Below are 15,256 nucleotides of genomic sequence, written 5' to 3'. Positions count from 1 at the left end.
ACAGGGAGCTAGCTCAAATATTACCCATGCCTTTTCGAAGATTATAAGCAACCCGTCACAGATACTGGCATTACCTATTCTATCGTGTACGCAAACCTTTGCGCTAGCGTAAATGATTAATATTCAAAAGAAAATAAGTATGCTGTACGGTATGGTTTATGCTTGATTTATTGACGGTTTGTGCACAAAAAAGCCAGCAAAATGCTGGCTGTAAGGTGATTTTATCGTGCTTGTTGAGCGATGAAAATTAATGCACCGTTGGATTGTTGGGGGCGCTCTGAGCAAAGAGTTCACTGACTTGGGCGCTATCAAAAGAGTAAGTCGTTCCACAATAATCACAGTGCAAGGAGACTTGACCCTCTTCGGCGAGAATACTGTTTACTTCTTCTTGGGCGATAGTGATGATCGCGGCGGCACTGCGTTCTCGAGAGCAGCCACAAACAAACTCAACGATTTGTGGTGTAAAGAGTTGCACCTTTTCTTGGTTATAAAGGCGATAGAGAAGCTCCGTCGCTTCTAGACCAAATAACTCACTATCTTTAACAGTATTCGTCAACTGTTCTAGATGCTCAAAGTCCTCTTCAGAACCGGTACCATCAGGCATCACTTGTAACAACATGCCTGCGGCATGAGGTTTGCCATCGTGTTCACCAGTGCGGATCCATAAGCGTGTTTTTAATTGCTCTGAGCGCAAGAAATAACCTTCGAGTACTTGTGCTAGGTTATCTCCTTCAAGCCCGACGACACCTTGGTAACGCTCACCTTTTTTAGGTTCAATCGTGATGACTAAATAACCGTTACCGACCAATTGATGCAGAGTGGCATCCGGGGCAATATGCCCATCCCAGCGAGCGACACCGCGCATCTTTTGTTGATTATCGCCATTGATCACGACTAATGAAACGGGACCATCACCTTGCAGTTGCATGGTGATCGACCCTTCAAACTTTAACGTCGCCGTTAGTAAGCTGGTGGCGACCAATAGCTCACCGAGTAAGTGTTGAATTGGTACGGGGTAATCTTTACTGGTGATTATTCGTTGGTAAACATCATTGAGTTGTACCAATTCACCACGCACCGATAAGTCTTCAAACAGATAGCGATGTAATAGATTGTTGGGGGTTACTTGTGTTGTCATAGTGAATGATCCGACTAATTTATTGATGTTTGAATTTGAGAAGATCACGGCGCTGTTTCTTATCTGGACGCCGCTCTGGACTTGGGTTGTGAGCATTCAGCTTACGAAGCAACGCTTGGCGTTCTCGTTTGACGATACTCTCTGCAGTTTCGCTATACAAAGCCTGTGCTTCGGCCGCGCCACGTCGTTGCTGAGCAATCTGTTCAATGACAACGGTTTTTTCTTCATTACCTTGACGTAAGGTAATCATCGCACCGATTTCAACCGCTTTACTGGGTTTACTCCGCTGACCATTATAGTGAACTTTGCCCCCTTCAACCATCTCTCGGGCTAATGCGCGTGTTTTATAAAATCGAGCGGCCCAAAGCCATTTATCCAAGCGAACTGCTTGTTCAGGGGAACTCATGATTATTGGTGGCCTCTAAGGTAGTCACGCTGTCTGCGGTTTCGCACTACGTCTTTAGTGTTTATCTTGTAAAGATAGCACTGCTTTCGGAGTGGATTTATCAACAAACTATGGAGACAAGCTCCCAGATTTTCAAGCGAAGCGGTAAATAATCATCATAAAATAACGTCGTCAGTCGCACCGATTATCGAGCTGATGTATATTAACTGACTCAATAACTAGTGAACGCTTTGGATGATGAATCAGCAAGGATTGAAATAATCAATGGAATTTAATCAACAGACTTTTAGCGAGCGCATGGCGCAGGTTCTTCGTTGGCAGAATCCGTTGAGTCTCATTCTCACTTTAACTTGCCTTGTCTTTTCCGCTTGGATCCTTGGCCAACTGGTGTGGTTGTTACCAAAGCAAGATAGCTCGATTGTACCTTGGGTGGCGAAACCAATCAGCAACCAAGTGGCGACGGCGAGAACGGATATTCGTCCGTTGCAAAATAGTCATCTGTTTGGCGTTTATAATCCTCAAGCGGCTCCTGTTGTCGTGGCTCCCGTTCAAGTCGATGCGCCGCCCACGCGTCTTAATTTAACCTTAGTTGGTGTCGTTGCCAGTAATGAGCTTGAGCGCAGTTTGGCGGTTATTGCTAACCGAGGCCAGCAAGCCACTTACGGATTGAATGAACAAATAGAAGGCACCCGCGTGACGTTAAAGGCGGTAATGGCTGACCGAGTTATTATTGATAATGCTGGTCGGGATGAAACGCTAATGCTAGAAGGGCTCGATTATGGTAAGCCGAGCGCCAACAATGTCGCTCAGCGCGCAGCGCCTGCCGCACAAGCGGTGGTAGAAGACAAGCTGGCAGCTATTCGTTCGGCGATCAGTCAAAATCCCCGTGAGGTGTTTCAGTACGTGAGCTTGTCGCAAGTCAAACAAGATGATCGCATTGTAGGTTATCGCGTTAGTGCGGGGCGAGATCCTGCGCTTTTTGAAGCCGTTGGTTTACAAAATGGGGACATCGCGGTGCAGCTGAATGGGCTCGATTTAACCGACCCGAGTGCAATGACGCAAGTGTTTGAGTCCATTTCTGATCTGACTGAGCTGAATCTGACAGTAGAGCGGGATGGACAACAGCATGATATTTATATTCAGTTTTAACAGCCAATTGGCGGTAATCATTAAGGGAGTATTGTGTGAAGCATTGGCTTAAGAAAAGTAGCTGGCTTTTAGTGGCAAGCCTAATTGCAGCGCCATTAGCACAGGCGAATCAAACCTTCAGTGTCAGTTTCAAAGGCACCGATATTCAAGAGTTTATTACTATCGTTGGACGAAATCTTGAAAAAACCATCATCGTCGATCCTTCGGTACGCGGAAAAATTGATGTACGCAGCTACGACACCCTCAATGAAGAGCAGTACTACAGCTTCTTTTTGAATGTCCTTGAAGTGTATGGATTTGCCGTGGTGGAGATGGATAACGGTGTACTGAAGGTGATTCGCTCTAAAGATGCTAAAACCTCGGCTATTCCGGTACTGGGCAATGATGATCGTGCTTTTGGTGACAGTGTCGTCACTCAAGTGGTGACCGTGAAGAATGTTTCCGTTCGTGAGCTATCTCCGCTATTGCGTCAGTTGATTGATAACGCTGGCGCGGGCAACGTAGTGCACTATGATCCGGCGAATATCATTTTGATTACGGGCCATGCTGCGGTGGTCAATCGCTTAGCCAATATTATTCATCGCGTTGATCAGGCTGGCGATACTGACATTGAAGTGGTCGAGCTGCGCAATGCTTCTGCTTCTGAAATGGTGCGGATCGTCGAAGCGCTGAGCCGTGCCAATAACGCACAAAATGCGCCTGAGTTTTTACAACCAAGATTCGTTGCTGATGATCGTACCAATTCGATTTTGATTTCGGGTGATCCGAAAGTGCGCGAGCGAATGAGACGCTTGATTAATCAGTTGGATGTTGAAATGGCTACGCGAGGCAATAACCGCGTGGTCTATCTGAAATACGCTAAAGCCGCTGATTTAGTTACCGTTTTGAAAGATGTGTCTGAAAATCTCCAGGCCGAAAAACAAGGTGGCCAGCGTAGTGCAAGTTCATCACGTAGCAGCGTGATGATTTCCGCGCATACCGATACCAACTCGCTGGTGATCACTGCGCCGCAAGATATCATGAACTCTTTGCTGGACGTGATTTCTCAACTGGATATTCGCCGCGCTCAAGTGCTGATCGAAGCTTTGATTGTTGAAATGGCTGAAGGTGATGGGATTAATCTCGGCGTACAATGGGGCTCATTAAAAGACGGTGCGGTAATTCAATACGGCAATAGTGGTGCGCAAGTGGGCCAGGTTATGGTTGGATTAGAGCAAGCGAAAGATACTACTGAATCGAGAGCGGTTTATGATCGAGATGGTAATTTTTTAAGAAATGAGACAACCACAAAAAAAGGTGACTACTCAACACTTGCTTCGGCTTTATCAGGAGTCAATGGTGCCGCGCTTGGAGTAATGATGGGTGACTGGACGGCGCTGATCAGCGCGGTATCGAGCACCTCCAGCACCAATATCTTATCATCACCGAGCATTACGGTAATGGATAACGGTGAAGCCTCGTTTATTGTTGGTGAAGAAGTGCCAGTATTAACCGGTTCAACCGCTGGTTCGAATAACGATAATCCATTCCAAACCGTAGAGCGCAAAGAAGTCGGTATCAAACTGAAAGTCGTGCCACAAATTAACGAAGGTGATTCCGTTCAGCTCTCGATTGAACAAGAAGTTTCCAACGTGCTTGGTGCTCAGGGCGCGGTCGATGTGCGTTTTGCTAAGCGTCAGTTGAATACCACGGTGATGGTGCAAGATGGACAAATGCTGGTGCTTGGCGGGTTGATCGATGAGCGTACCGCAGAGAGCGAATCTAAGGTGCCGATCCTTGGTGACATTCCATTATTAGGTTATCTATTCCGTTCGACCAATACCACGGTAGAAAAGAAAAACCTAATGGTGTTTATTAAGCCAACCATTATTCGTGATGGTATGACCGCGGATGGTATCACTCAGCGCAAGTACAACTATATTCGAGCTGAGCAGCTATTTAAAGCCGATCAGGGACTCAAGTTAATGGATAATAGCAATATTCCTGTATTACCGAAATATGGTGAATCTCGTCGTCATCCTGCTGAATTGCAAGCTTTTCTTGATCAAATGGATAATAAATAATGAGTGTGGATGTGATTGATACGCAGGGGGGGCAGCGGATTCGTCGCTTACCGTTCAGTTTTGCTCAGCGCCATAAGTTGGTTTTAGAGTGGGATGAAGCGCAACACCATGCCACGGTGTATTGCGTTGTGCCATTGTCGATCCCTGCTCTGGTTGAAATTAAACGCGTAATCAAACAGCCGTTTGCGTTGAGTGAGATCAGCGCTGAGGCATTTGAAGCCAAAATCACCCAGGTTTACCAACGAGACTCATCCGAAGCGCGTCAGTTAATGGAAGACATTGGTGCCGATAGCGATGATTTCTTTTCTCTCGCCGAAGAGCTGCCGCAAAGTGAAGATTTATTAGAGTCAGAAGATGATGCGCCGATCATTAAATTGATCAATGCCATGTTAGGTGAGGCAATCAAAGAAGGCGCATCGGATATTCATATTGAAACCTTTGAGAAAGTGTTATCGATCCGTTTTCGTGTCGATGGTGTCCTGCGTGAAGTGCTATCACCGAGCCGTAAATTATCGCCCCTGCTTATCTCACGGGTAAAGGTGATGGCTAAACTGGATATTGCCGAGAAACGCGTCCCTCAAGATGGGCGTATTTCTCTGCGTATCGGCGGGCGGGCAGTCGACGTGCGTGTTTCTACTATGCCTTCTTCTCATGGTGAGCGAGTCGTGATGCGTTTGTTGGATAAAAATGCTACACGGTTAGATTTATACAGTTTAGGCATGACCAAAGCCAACCACGATAATTTCCGCCAGTTAATTGCTCGGCCACACGGTATTTTATTGGTCACTGGACCGACGGGGTCGGGAAAATCGACTACGTTATATGCCGGACTGCAAGAACTGAATAGCAGTGAACGGAATATCCTCACGGTAGAAGACCCGATAGAGTTTGATATTGACGGTATTGGCCAGACGCAAGTTAACCCCAAAGTCGATATGACCTTTGCTCGTGGTCTGCGGGCGATTTTACGTCAAGATCCGGATGTGGTGATGGTCGGAGAAATTCGTGATTTGGAAACGGCGCAAATAGCGGTGCAAGCTTCTTTGACCGGTCACTTAGTGATGTCGACGTTGCATACCAATACCGCAATTGGTGCGATTACTCGTTTACGTGACATGGGTATCGAACCTTTTTTAATTTCCTCTTCGTTGTTGGGCGTGCTGGCACAGCGTTTGGTACGTACTTTATGCCCAGATTGTAAGCAGCCATACGAGGCGGATAAAGAGCAGCGTAAGCTGTTTTCGGTCAGTAAAAAAGAGCCATTAACCCTTTATCGCGCCGCAGGTTGTGAGAAATGTAATTTTAAGGGGTACCGTGGGCGAACGGGGATTCATGAACTGATGTTAGTGGATGATAAGGTTCAAGCGCTGATCCATCGCGAAGCGGGGGAGCAAGCGATAGAACAAGCGATTCGTGAACAAACGCCAAGCATTCGCGATGATGGATTGGATAAAGTCCGCCAAGGGATCACTTCACTTGAAGAGGTGTTGCGCGTGACCAAGGAGTCGTAAATGGCAGCGTTTGAATATCGAGCACTGGATGCCAAAGGCCGGCAAAAAAAAGGCATTCTCGAAGGTGATAATGCTCGTCAAGTCCGTCAACGTTTAAAAGAGCAAGGTTTGCTGCCGATTGAAGTGGTGGAGACGCAAGCCAAAGCAGCTAAAGCTCAACAAAGCAGTTGGGTCAAACCTCGCGGCATTAGTACACCCGATCTGGCTTTATTGACTCGTCAGCTGTCGACGTTGGTTCAGTCAGGGATGCCGTTAGAAGAGTGCTTACGCGCCGTGTCTGAACAATCGGAAAAACCACGGATCCGTAATATGCTGGCTGCAGTGCGGGCTAAAGTCACCGAAGGTTATACGTTAGCCGATAGCTTGGCCGACTACCCACATATCTTTGATGATCTGTTTCGCTCAATGGTCGCTGCGGGTGAAAAATCGGGGCATTTGGATGCGATTTTAGAGCGGTTAGCGGATTACGCTGAAAATCGGCAAAAGATGCGATCTAAATTGATGCAAGCCTTGTTGTATCCGATTGTCTTAGTAGTGTTTGCTGTTGGAATCGTGGCTTTTCTACTTGCTGCGGTGGTGCCGAAAATTGTCGGTCAATTTGTACAGATGGGACAGGCGCTGCCTGCATCGACCCAATTTTTGCTCTCTTCAAGTGATTTTGTTCAGCAGTGGGGATTAACCTTGCTAGCAAGTGTGTTAGTGAGTATTTACTTTATCAAATGGTTACTGCGTAAACCTAACGTTCGTTTGTACTGGCATAAAAAGCTGCTGTTTATGCCGATGATCGGCAAAATTGCCAAAGGATTGAACACGTCGCGTTTTGCGCGCACGCTATCGATTTGTACTTCCAGTGCGATTCCGATCCTCGATGGTATGCGAGTAGCGGTTGATGTGATGACCAATCAATACGTTAAGCAGCAAGTCTTACTGGCGGCCGATAACGTACGTGAAGGCTCTAGCTTGCGTAAAGCCTTATCTCAAACCAAGTTGTTCCCGCCCATGATGTTGCACATGATTGCCAGTGGTGAACAAAGTGGTGAATTAGAGAGTATGTTGACCCGTGCTGCCGATAATCAGGATGCCAACTTTGAATCGACGGTGAATATCGCACTGGGGATTTTTACCCCTGCGTTAATTGCGTTAATGGCTGGATTGGTACTGTTTATTGTCATGGCAACCTTGATGCCGATTTTAGAAATGAATAATTTAATGAGCCGTTAATCGGTGTACGATGCTTGGATCGAAATGGAGTAACTATGAATAGAAGAGCAAGTAAACAGTCAGGTTTTACCTTACTGGAAGTGATGGTGGTGGTGGTAATTTTAGGAATTTTAGCCAGTTTCGTTGTGCCTAACTTATTAGGTAACAAAGAGAAAGCTGATCAACAAAAAGCCATTACCGATATTGTTGCCTTAGAAAATGCCTTGGATATGTATCGCTTGGATAACAATGTTTACCCAACGACGGATCAAGGCTTAGAGGCGTTGGTGACCAAGCCATCAAACCCTGAACCGCGTAATTATCGTGACGGTGGATACATTCGTCGTCTACCGAAAGATCCTTGGGGCAATGATTATCAATATTTAAGCCCTGGCGATCATGGTCGGATTGATGTCTTTACTTTAGGGGCGGATGGTCAAGAAGGTGGCGAAGGTTCGAACGCCGTGATTGGTAACTGGAATTTGCAGGATTTTCAATAAATCCCGTGACATTCCTGTTGCTTACCGATAACCCATTGAGCAGTCATCAGTAATGAAATTTACCCGAGGCTTTACGCTACTTGAAATCATGCTCGTATTGGTACTGATTTCGATCAGTGCGGTAGCGGTGATCGCCACGTTGCCAGCTCGACAAAATGATCAAGCTGATGTGGCTGCGCAGAGCTTGTTTCAGCGTTTACAGTTACTCAATGAAGAGGCACTGCTCAGTGGTTTTGATTTTGGCTTACGGATTGATGAGCCCAATAAACGTTTTACCTTTGTACAGCTGACCGAGAAAGGCTGGCAAAAGATCGATAAAATTGGTTTTGCTGCTCAACTTAGCTTAGCCGATTCACTCAATCTCGATTTTGTTCTCGGTAGCGGCGTTTGGCAGGATAAAAACCGACTCTTCACCCCAGGATCTTTGTTTGATGAGGAGAGGTTTGCTGAGTACAAAGAACAGCAAAGCGAACCTGCGCCACAAGTATTTATTCTCTCTAGTGGTGAAATCACCCCGTTTCGTTTATTGCTTTACCCTCATCAGGAGAGCGTCGAACAAGCTTGGCAAGTCGTGGTCGAAGATAATGGGCATATTCGCCTATTCGCACCAGGAGAGAGTGATGAGTAAAAGGAAGCGCGGTTTTACGCTGTTGGAAGTTTTGGTCGCGTTAGCGATTTTTGCTACCGCGGCGATCAGTGTGATTCGAGCGGTGACTCAGCACGTCAATACGATTGGTTATCTGGAAGATAAAATGTTCGCGGCAATGGTAGCCGATAATCAGATGGCCAAGGTCATGTTAACCCCCGCTTCACTCGCGGCAAAAGAAGGCAAAGAGGAACTTGCTGGTCGCACTTGGTACTGGCGCGTTGCGCCGATTGCGACCACTGCGCCAGTGTTATCTGCCTTTGATGTCAGTGTTGCCAGCGCAGAAAAAGGCCAACCTTTGGTCACGGTTAGAAGCTATGTCAGCAAATAAAACACGCGGATTTACCTTAATCGAAGTCCTAGTGGCGATAGCGATTTTTGCCAGTTTAAGTATTGCAGCTTATCAGGTGCTTTATCAGGTACAACTGAGTAATCAAGTTTCTGCACAACGAGAAGCCCGATTGAGTGAGCTACAGCGCGCGATGGTAATGATGGATGCCGACTTTCGACAAATGGCGGCACGCGCTTTTCGTACTAATGGTGAAGCTCCGACCGGACTCCTTGTCCAGTGGCGAGATTATTTGCTCGATTCAGATGAAAAAGGCGTGTTATTTACCCGCTTAGGTTGGCATAACCCCCAGCAACAGTTTCCGCGTGGTGAAGTACTTAAAGTCGGTTATCGTTTAAAAGATCATGTCCTAGAAAGAGTGTGGTGGCGTTATCCTGACACTCCTGTTGCACAAGAGCCAGTCATTGCGCCAGTGCTGAGCGAGGTTGAAAGCTGGTCGATGCGCTTTTATCAACGGGGAGAGTGGTCAGAACAATGGGAATCGGAGCGTCGATTGCCCGAAGCGGTCAGCGTGCGCTTAACACTGAAAGATTATGGTGAGATTGAGCGAGTCTATTTATTAACTGGCGCTTCATTAGGAGAGGCCGATGGCGCATCCTAATGCCCAGCGCGGAGTCGCGTTAATCGTCGTGTTATTACTGCTGGCGGTGATGGTTTCGATTGCTGCGACGATGTCGCAGCGTATGTTTAGTCAGTTTCAACGTGCTAATCACCAACTGGGCTATCAGCAAGCGTATTGGTATACGCTGGGGGTGGAGGCGTTAGCCAAAGCCGCGATTGAACAGAGTTATCAAGACAGTGATGTGATCAGTTTGAATCAGCCTTGGTCTCAACAACATCAAACTTATCCGCTAGATTATGGCGTGGTAACGGGTAGTTTAGTTGATGCCCAAGCTTGTTTTAATCTTAATGCATTTGCTGGTTTGCTGCCCAGCAACGAACCAACGCCACCTTATCTCTATCGAGTATGGCGCGCGTTGTTGGATGAAGTAGAGATTGATAATTTTCAAGCCGAAACGATTGCTGATGCGGCATGGGATTTTATTGATGCCGATGATCGGGTTAATCGTTCCAATGGTGCAGAAGATAGCTTGTATGAATCGATGACACCAGCGTATTTACCGCCAAATGGTTTATTGGCCGATGCCAGTGAATTGCGGGCAGTGTATCAAGTGAGTGGCGAAGCAATGCATCAGTTGTCATCGTATGTCTGTGCACTACCGACTCAAGATTGGCGTTTAAATATCAATACCTTACCACCAGAAAAAGCGCCATTATTGGTGGCCATGTTTAGCCCGTATTTAAATGAGGCCAACGCTAAGTCTGTGTTAGAATCTCGCCCCTTTGATGGTTGGGATAGCGTGGCGAGTTTTCTCGCCGAGCCAGCGATCGCGGCCGTCGATAATGCGCGTCGTGAAGAGGCAAGAGCGTATTTAAGTGTCGATAGTCACTATTTTGAATTGGATGCTCAGGTGATGGTGGGTACGTCCCGAGTGCGTGTTCGTAGTCTGTTTTATAGCAGTAATAAAAAGGATGCTACGGTAGTTAGCCGTCGCTATGGAGGAGTCAGTGAGCGAAAGCTTGATCGTTCGGCTGAGTAGTCAACAAAATGCAATTATCCCTTGGTTAGTCTGGTCATCGACTCAGCAACAAGTGATCGCCAGTGGTGAGCTAAGCAATGGACAACAACTCGAACAACTGACCCCGCACGCGGTTCAGCGTTCAACGATAATTTTGCTATCAACCAGCGACTTACTGTTAACTCAAGTCACGATCCCTGCAGGAGGCAGTCGGCAGTTTGCCGCCATGCTTCCCTATCTTTTAGAAGAAGAGATCGCGCAAGATGTTGATGAACTGCATTTTAGTGTATTAGGTAAACAAGGCGATCAAGCCTTTGTTGCTGGCGTTGATCGTGCCTGGTTACAGGCCATGCTGGAGCAGTTACAAGCGTTAGGACTAGACGTTAAGCGAGTGGTCCCCGATGTGTTGGCTTTGCCGGTGCATGAGGAGGGATTAAGTGCCGGTCAAATGGGTGATCAATGGCTGGTGCGTAAAGGTGAATACAGTGGATTATCGGTTGATAAGGACTGGTTAACGTGGTTTTGTGCGTCGGACTGGGTTAAGAATCAGACCGAGTATTTACCTCTCACGGCTTATACTCCTTTACCCGAACTTCCCTTGAGTGAGCAACAATCGTGGCAGCCGATGGCTTGTCCGTCGTTGTTGGTGCTGCTCACTGAGCAAGTGCTCACACATAAAATAAATTTGCTGACTGGGCCTTTTAAGCCCAAATCCTCTTGGAATAAATATTGGTTGATTTGGCGTAAGGCCGTGATCGCCGGTTTGTTTTTGCTGGTGGTATTGATGACCAGTTATGGTTTACAAGTTCATAAAGATACGCAGCTCGCGCAAAGCTATCGTGATGAAAGTGAACGTATTTTTAGAGAGATTTTTCCTGATAAGCAGCGTATTCCAACCGTCAGTTATTTGAGACGACAGATGACGGATGAGTTAACGGCGCTCTCTGGTTCAGCGCAAGGTGAAGATGTCCTAAGTTGGTTCAGCCGATTACCAGAGACGATTGGCAGTGTGACTGATATGCAAGTGCAAAGTTTACGTTTTGACGGCAATCGCAGTGAAGTGCGTCTTGATGTCACTAGTAGTGATTTTCAATCGTTTGAACAAGCGAGAGTCAAGTTAGCGGAGTACTTTTTGGTCGAGCAAGGACAGCTCAGCCGTAATGAGCAACGGGTATCAGGATCGTTTGTTTTGAAACCTAAGGAAGGGAGTGAGTAATGAAAGACAAATTAACTCCACTTTATCTATGGTGGCAAAGTATTAGTCAGCGTGAGCAACGCTTATTATCGGTCGCGGTGCTCTGTTTGGTGCTCGGGTTCGTCTATTGGGGGGCAATTGCACCACTCAATCAACGCAGTCAGGAAGCCAAAACTCGCATCCAAAGTGAACGCCAACTATTACAATGGGTAGAAAATACGGCCGATCAAATTAGCGCTCTACGTCAGCAAGGCGGTGTGGTGCGCTCTGCTCAACCGTTAAACCAAGTGATCGCCGCATCGACTGGGCAATTCAATATTGAGTTAGTCAGAGTGCAGCCGCGTGGCGACCGTATGCAAGTATGGATTCAACCGGTACCATTTACCCAGTTGGTTGCTTGGTTGGCTCATTTAAAAGAGCGGCAAGGGATTGAGGTTGAGTTTATGGATCTTGAGCGCGGTAAAGTTTCGGGCATGGTTGAAGTCAGACGTCTACAGTTTAAGCGGGTCGGATAACATGAAGCGTATTATTGGCTATTTGAGTCTATTTATCTCGGTCGCTTTCGTTAGTGCGTTGCTTCACCTTCCCGCTCATGTCGTGATTAAGCACCTTCCATTACCCTCAGGGTTAGTCCTGCAAGGTGTTAAAGGGACTATTTGGAATGGCAGCGCGAGTCAAGTTCGTTGGCAACAACAGAATTCGGGGGCGGTTCAATGGCAGTGGCAATGGTCGGCGCTGTTAAAAGCCCAAGCACGGCTAGCGGTGCGTTTTGGACGGGGTAGTGATGTACAGTGGCAAGGACGTGGTGTGGTTGGTTATGGTTGGTCGGGCCCTTTTGCTGAACATCTGGTGATCTCCTTACCGGCCAAGCAGCTACAACCTTATTTAACCTTACCTATTCCTCTGACCCTTGAAGGACAAGTGGAGCTGACTTTACGTGATTATCGCTACCGTGCTCCTTGGTGTGACACAGCGCAAGGCGTGATGACTTGGGATCAAGGTCAAGTTGGTTCACCACTTGGTGAGCTAGCGTTAGGAGCGGTGGTTGCTGATTTTACTTGTCAGCAGAGTGTGTTTGAAATAACGGGCGGTCAACAGACGGAGCAAGTAAGCAGTGAGTTTTCGTTACGGCTTCAAGCAGATCGAAGCTTTGCAGCTCAAGCTTGGTTTAAGCCGGGCGCACAATTTCCAGCATCGCTGGCTCAGCAGTTAGATTATTTACCCAGCCCAGATAGCCAAGGTCGTTACTCGTTTAGTCAACAGGGACGTCTGTAAAGTGGTCAGGTCATGAAGGTTTAAGAGGGACGTGCAGGGGATGCCCTGCACGTTGCTAATCTTTTATCTTTAATATTTCATCCCAAGGCAAATCGGCATCGCCTAACACGATGAAATTCGGATTCTCTAGGGTATCTCGTTCATTGTACGACAGGGGATCGAGTTGAGTATTTAAGATCCGCCCACCGGCCTCTTCGACAATGCATTGTGTCGCGGCGGTATCCCATTCTCCGGTTGGTCCTAGGCGTAGATAACAATCAACCGCACCTTCAGCGACTAAACACGCTTTGAGCGCCGCTGAACCAAGCGGGATTAAATCGTAATTCCATTGATGGCTTAAACGCTGAGTGATGCGATTAATGTCTTGTCGGCGACTGATGGCGATAGCGATTGATTGACCGGCTAACTCATGCTTATGACTATAAATACGCAGACTTTCTGACATATCGGGAATTTTCCATGCCCCTTTGCCCTGATAAGCATAATAAGTGACGCCAGAAACTGGTCCATACACCACCCCCATCACTGGTCGGTTATGTTCAACTAAGGCAATCACAGTCGCGAAGTCTCCGCTGCGCGCAATAAACTCTTGGGTACCATCGAGAGGATCAACCAGCCAGTAGCGCTGCCACGTTTCACGGGTTTCTAAACCAATATTCGCGGCTTCTTCAGAAAGAACCGGAATGTCTGGAGTGAGTTCCATTAACCGTTCAGTGACTAATTTGTGGGCGGCGAGATCGGCGCTGGTGACTGGCGTTTCATCACTTTTTACAAACGATTCGTAAGATTTATTCTCGTATATATCAAGAATCAGTTGGCCTGCAGAGCGGGCAATGCTGATCACATCAGGTAAAAGATGAGAGAGATCTTTGGCTGTGGGCATGATACTTCCTATTCGTTTGCGGCAATAGACAAGTGACGAAGAGCCAGCAATAAAGCGGTAATACTGCGAGCTTCACTAAAATCAAGATGGGTTAATAACTCTTCGGCTTGTGCTAAAGGCCAGCGTATGACTTCGAGTGGCTCCGGTTCATCACCAATTAACTGATCTGAGTATAGGTCTTGTGCAATAAAAAGTGTCATTCGACTGGAGAAGTAGGAGGGGGCAAGCACCACTTCTTTGAGCGGTATTAAACGATCGGCTCCCATACCAATCTCTTCTTTTAATTCGCGAACAGCAGCTTGTTCTGCGGATTCTCCAGCATCGATCAAACCTTTGGGAAAGCCGAGTTCATAGCGCTCTGTTCCTGCTGCGTATTCCCGAACCAGCAACAAATCGCCTTGAGCGGTGATCGGTACCATCATGACGGCATGACGCCCACTGGGTTTCATGCGCTCATAGGTACGTTGTTCGCCATTCGAGAAACGGAGGTCGAGAGCTTCAATCGTAAACAGTTTAGATTGGGCGACGGCGCGTTGCGCTAAAATTTCTGGTGCTGTTTTCGAGGACATCCACTAACTCCTTGGCAGGCAAACTATTCTTACTATATAAGAAAATGAGATAGGTGGAAATATCTCCCTTTTACTTGCTGTATTGGCCGTACGGATCATATTGACGTCATCAATCGTGCTGAACGTTCAACCCGCGAGAAGGGGGAATACACAAACAGCGTAAGTCACGCCTGCGCTGTTTGTCTCTGATTTAGTAGTAAGAGTGGTCGCCGCGATCATGTTCCGTTGCATCACGTACCGCGGTTAGCTCGCCAGCAAATTGGGCCAATAGTTCTTTCTCAATGCCTTCTTTTAGAGTGACATCGACCATCGAGCAGCCATTACAACCACCACCAAATTGCAGTAAAGCGACACCCTCATTGGTAATGTTCACTAAGCTCACGTGACCGCCATGCCCAGCAAGTTGAGGGTTAACTTGAGTTTGAATCGCATACTCAACGCGCGCCATTAATGGGGCATCATCGTCTACTTTGCGCATTTTAGCGTTTGGCGCTTTAAGGGTAAGTTGTGAGCCCATTTTATCGGTCACAAAATCAATTTCAGCGTTTTCGAGGAACGGTAAGCTGAGTTCATCGACATACGCAGAAAAATCAGTGAAAGGGATCACGGTATCGGTTTTTTCTACCGCTTCTGGTGGACAATAAGAGACGCCACACTCGGCATTTTGTGTTCCGGGATTAACCACAAACACACGAATGTTCGTTCCTTCGGGTTGCTGTGCCAAGAGTTTGGCAAAATGAGACTGAGCGGATTCAGTAATAACGATAGTAGTTGTTGACACGACGAATACCT

The 15,256-nt window shown here is 47.1% G+C and carries 17 protein-coding genes; 12 read left to right on the top strand and 5 right to left on the bottom strand.

Annotated elements, in window-relative coordinates; genetic code table 11:
• Nucleotides 1–247: 247 nt before the first annotated feature.
• Together hslO and hslR are read right to left on the bottom strand one after the other, a co-directional pair.
• Entirely contained in the window at nucleotides 248–1,138 is an 891-nt protein-coding gene (hslO, locus tag FKQ60_RS13515) for an Hsp33 family molecular chaperone HslO (RefSeq protein WP_170906658.1), read from the bottom strand.
• A 19-nt stretch (nucleotides 1,139–1,157) separates the two neighbouring features.
• Nucleotides 1,158–1,544 carry a ribosome-associated heat shock protein Hsp15 gene (gene hslR, locus FKQ60_RS13510; RefSeq protein WP_154169891.1) on the bottom strand — a complete coding sequence of 129 codons (387 nt, stop codon included), beginning with the start codon at nucleotides 1,542–1,544 and terminating at the stop codon, nucleotides 1,158–1,160.
• A 264-nt stretch (nucleotides 1,545–1,808) separates the two neighbouring features.
• Between hslR and gspC the strand changes: the two genes are divergently transcribed.
• The 12 genes from gspC to FKQ60_RS13450 are packed head-to-tail and all read left to right on the top strand — an operon-like array spanning nucleotide 1,809 to nucleotide 13,012.
• On the top strand, nucleotides 1,809–2,693 hold the full coding sequence (gene gspC / locus FKQ60_RS13505) for a type II secretion system protein GspC (RefSeq protein ID WP_161439205.1): 885 nt from the start codon (nucleotides 1,809–1,811) through the stop codon (nucleotides 2,691–2,693).
• 35 nt (nucleotides 2,694–2,728) lie between these two features.
• Nucleotides 2,729–4,756, top strand: coding sequence for a type II secretion system secretin GspD (gspD, locus tag FKQ60_RS13500; protein WP_170906657.1), 2,028 nt, complete (start codon nucleotides 2,729–2,731; stop codon nucleotides 4,754–4,756).
• Nucleotides 4,756–6,267 carry a type II secretion system ATPase GspE gene (gene gspE, locus FKQ60_RS13495; protein ID WP_170906656.1) on the top strand — a complete coding sequence of 504 codons (1,512 nt, stop codon included), beginning with the start codon at nucleotides 4,756–4,758 and terminating at the stop codon, nucleotides 6,265–6,267. Before gspD ends, gspE begins: the two co-directional genes overlap by 1 nt.
• Nucleotides 6,268–7,488: a type II secretion system inner membrane protein GspF gene (gene gspF / locus FKQ60_RS13490; protein WP_004394379.1), complete on the top strand. Its 1,221-nt coding sequence runs from the start codon at nucleotides 6,268–6,270 to the stop codon at nucleotides 7,486–7,488.
• 35 nt (nucleotides 7,489–7,523) lie between these two features.
• Nucleotides 7,524–7,967, top strand: coding sequence for a type II secretion system major pseudopilin GspG (gene gspG / locus FKQ60_RS13485; protein ID WP_040903885.1), 444 nt, complete (start codon nucleotides 7,524–7,526; stop codon nucleotides 7,965–7,967).
• A 52-nt stretch (nucleotides 7,968–8,019) separates the two neighbouring features.
• Entirely contained in the window at nucleotides 8,020–8,595 is a 576-nt protein-coding gene (gspH, locus tag FKQ60_RS13480; protein WP_161425426.1) for a type II secretion system minor pseudopilin GspH, read from the top strand.
• On the top strand, nucleotides 8,588–8,944 hold the full coding sequence (gspI, locus tag FKQ60_RS13475; protein ID WP_040903889.1) for a type II secretion system minor pseudopilin GspI: 357 nt from the start codon (nucleotides 8,588–8,590) through the stop codon (nucleotides 8,942–8,944). Before gspH ends, gspI begins: the two co-directional genes overlap by 8 nt.
• Entirely contained in the window at nucleotides 8,931–9,563 is a 633-nt protein-coding gene (gspJ, locus tag FKQ60_RS13470) for a type II secretion system minor pseudopilin GspJ (RefSeq protein WP_040903891.1), read from the top strand. The genes gspI and gspJ overlap by 14 nt, the downstream gene beginning before the upstream one ends.
• Complete coding sequence (gene gspK / locus FKQ60_RS13465) at nucleotides 9,550–10,563, top strand: type II secretion system minor pseudopilin GspK (RefSeq protein ID WP_170906655.1); 1,014 nt, start codon at nucleotides 9,550–9,552, stop codon at nucleotides 10,561–10,563. The genes gspJ and gspK overlap by 14 nt, the downstream gene beginning before the upstream one ends.
• The gene (gene gspL / locus FKQ60_RS13460) at nucleotides 10,532–11,758 is read left to right on the top strand and encodes a type II secretion system protein GspL (RefSeq protein ID WP_170906654.1); all 1,227 of its coding nucleotides are present in this window, start codon (nucleotides 10,532–10,534) and stop codon (nucleotides 11,756–11,758) included. The genes gspK and gspL overlap by 32 nt, the downstream gene beginning before the upstream one ends.
• Nucleotides 11,758–12,252 carry a type II secretion system protein M gene (locus FKQ60_RS13455; protein WP_040903895.1) on the top strand — a complete coding sequence of 165 codons (495 nt, stop codon included), beginning with the start codon at nucleotides 11,758–11,760 and terminating at the stop codon, nucleotides 12,250–12,252. The genes gspL and FKQ60_RS13455 overlap by 1 nt, the downstream gene beginning before the upstream one ends.
• A 1-nt stretch (nucleotide 12,253) precedes the next feature.
• Nucleotides 12,254–13,012 (top strand): type II secretion system protein N, encoded by a 759-nt coding sequence (locus tag FKQ60_RS13450; protein ID WP_170905303.1) that lies wholly within the window; start codon nucleotides 12,254–12,256, stop codon nucleotides 13,010–13,012.
• 55 nt (nucleotides 13,013–13,067) lie between these two features.
• Here FKQ60_RS13450 and cysQ read toward each other — a convergent pair whose 3' ends face one another.
• The 3 genes from cysQ to nfuA all read right to left on the bottom strand — a co-directional run bounded on the left by cysQ (nucleotide 13,068) and on the right by nfuA (nucleotide 15,245).
• Nucleotides 13,068–13,895 (bottom strand): 3'(2'),5'-bisphosphate nucleotidase CysQ, encoded by an 828-nt coding sequence (cysQ, locus tag FKQ60_RS13445; RefSeq protein WP_004394385.1) that lies wholly within the window; start codon nucleotides 13,893–13,895, stop codon nucleotides 13,068–13,070.
• Between the two features lie 8 nt (nucleotides 13,896–13,903).
• Nucleotides 13,904–14,464, bottom strand: coding sequence for an ADP compounds hydrolase NudE (nudE, locus tag FKQ60_RS13440; RefSeq protein WP_154169909.1), 561 nt, complete (start codon nucleotides 14,462–14,464; stop codon nucleotides 13,904–13,906).
• Nucleotides 14,465–14,654: 190 nt separating this feature from the next.
• Nucleotides 14,655–15,245, bottom strand: coding sequence for a Fe-S biogenesis protein NfuA (gene nfuA, locus FKQ60_RS13435; protein ID WP_170906653.1), 591 nt, complete (start codon nucleotides 15,243–15,245; stop codon nucleotides 14,655–14,657).
• Nucleotides 15,246–15,256: the final 11 nt, after the last annotated feature.

This window comes from Vibrio sp. A11, from assembly GCF_013048705.1.
GTDB lineage: Bacteria > Pseudomonadota > Gammaproteobacteria > Enterobacterales > Vibrionaceae > Vibrio > Vibrio metschnikovii.
The sequence above is the reverse complement of the archived record's forward strand: the minus strand, read 5'-3'. Positions and strand labels throughout refer to the sequence as shown.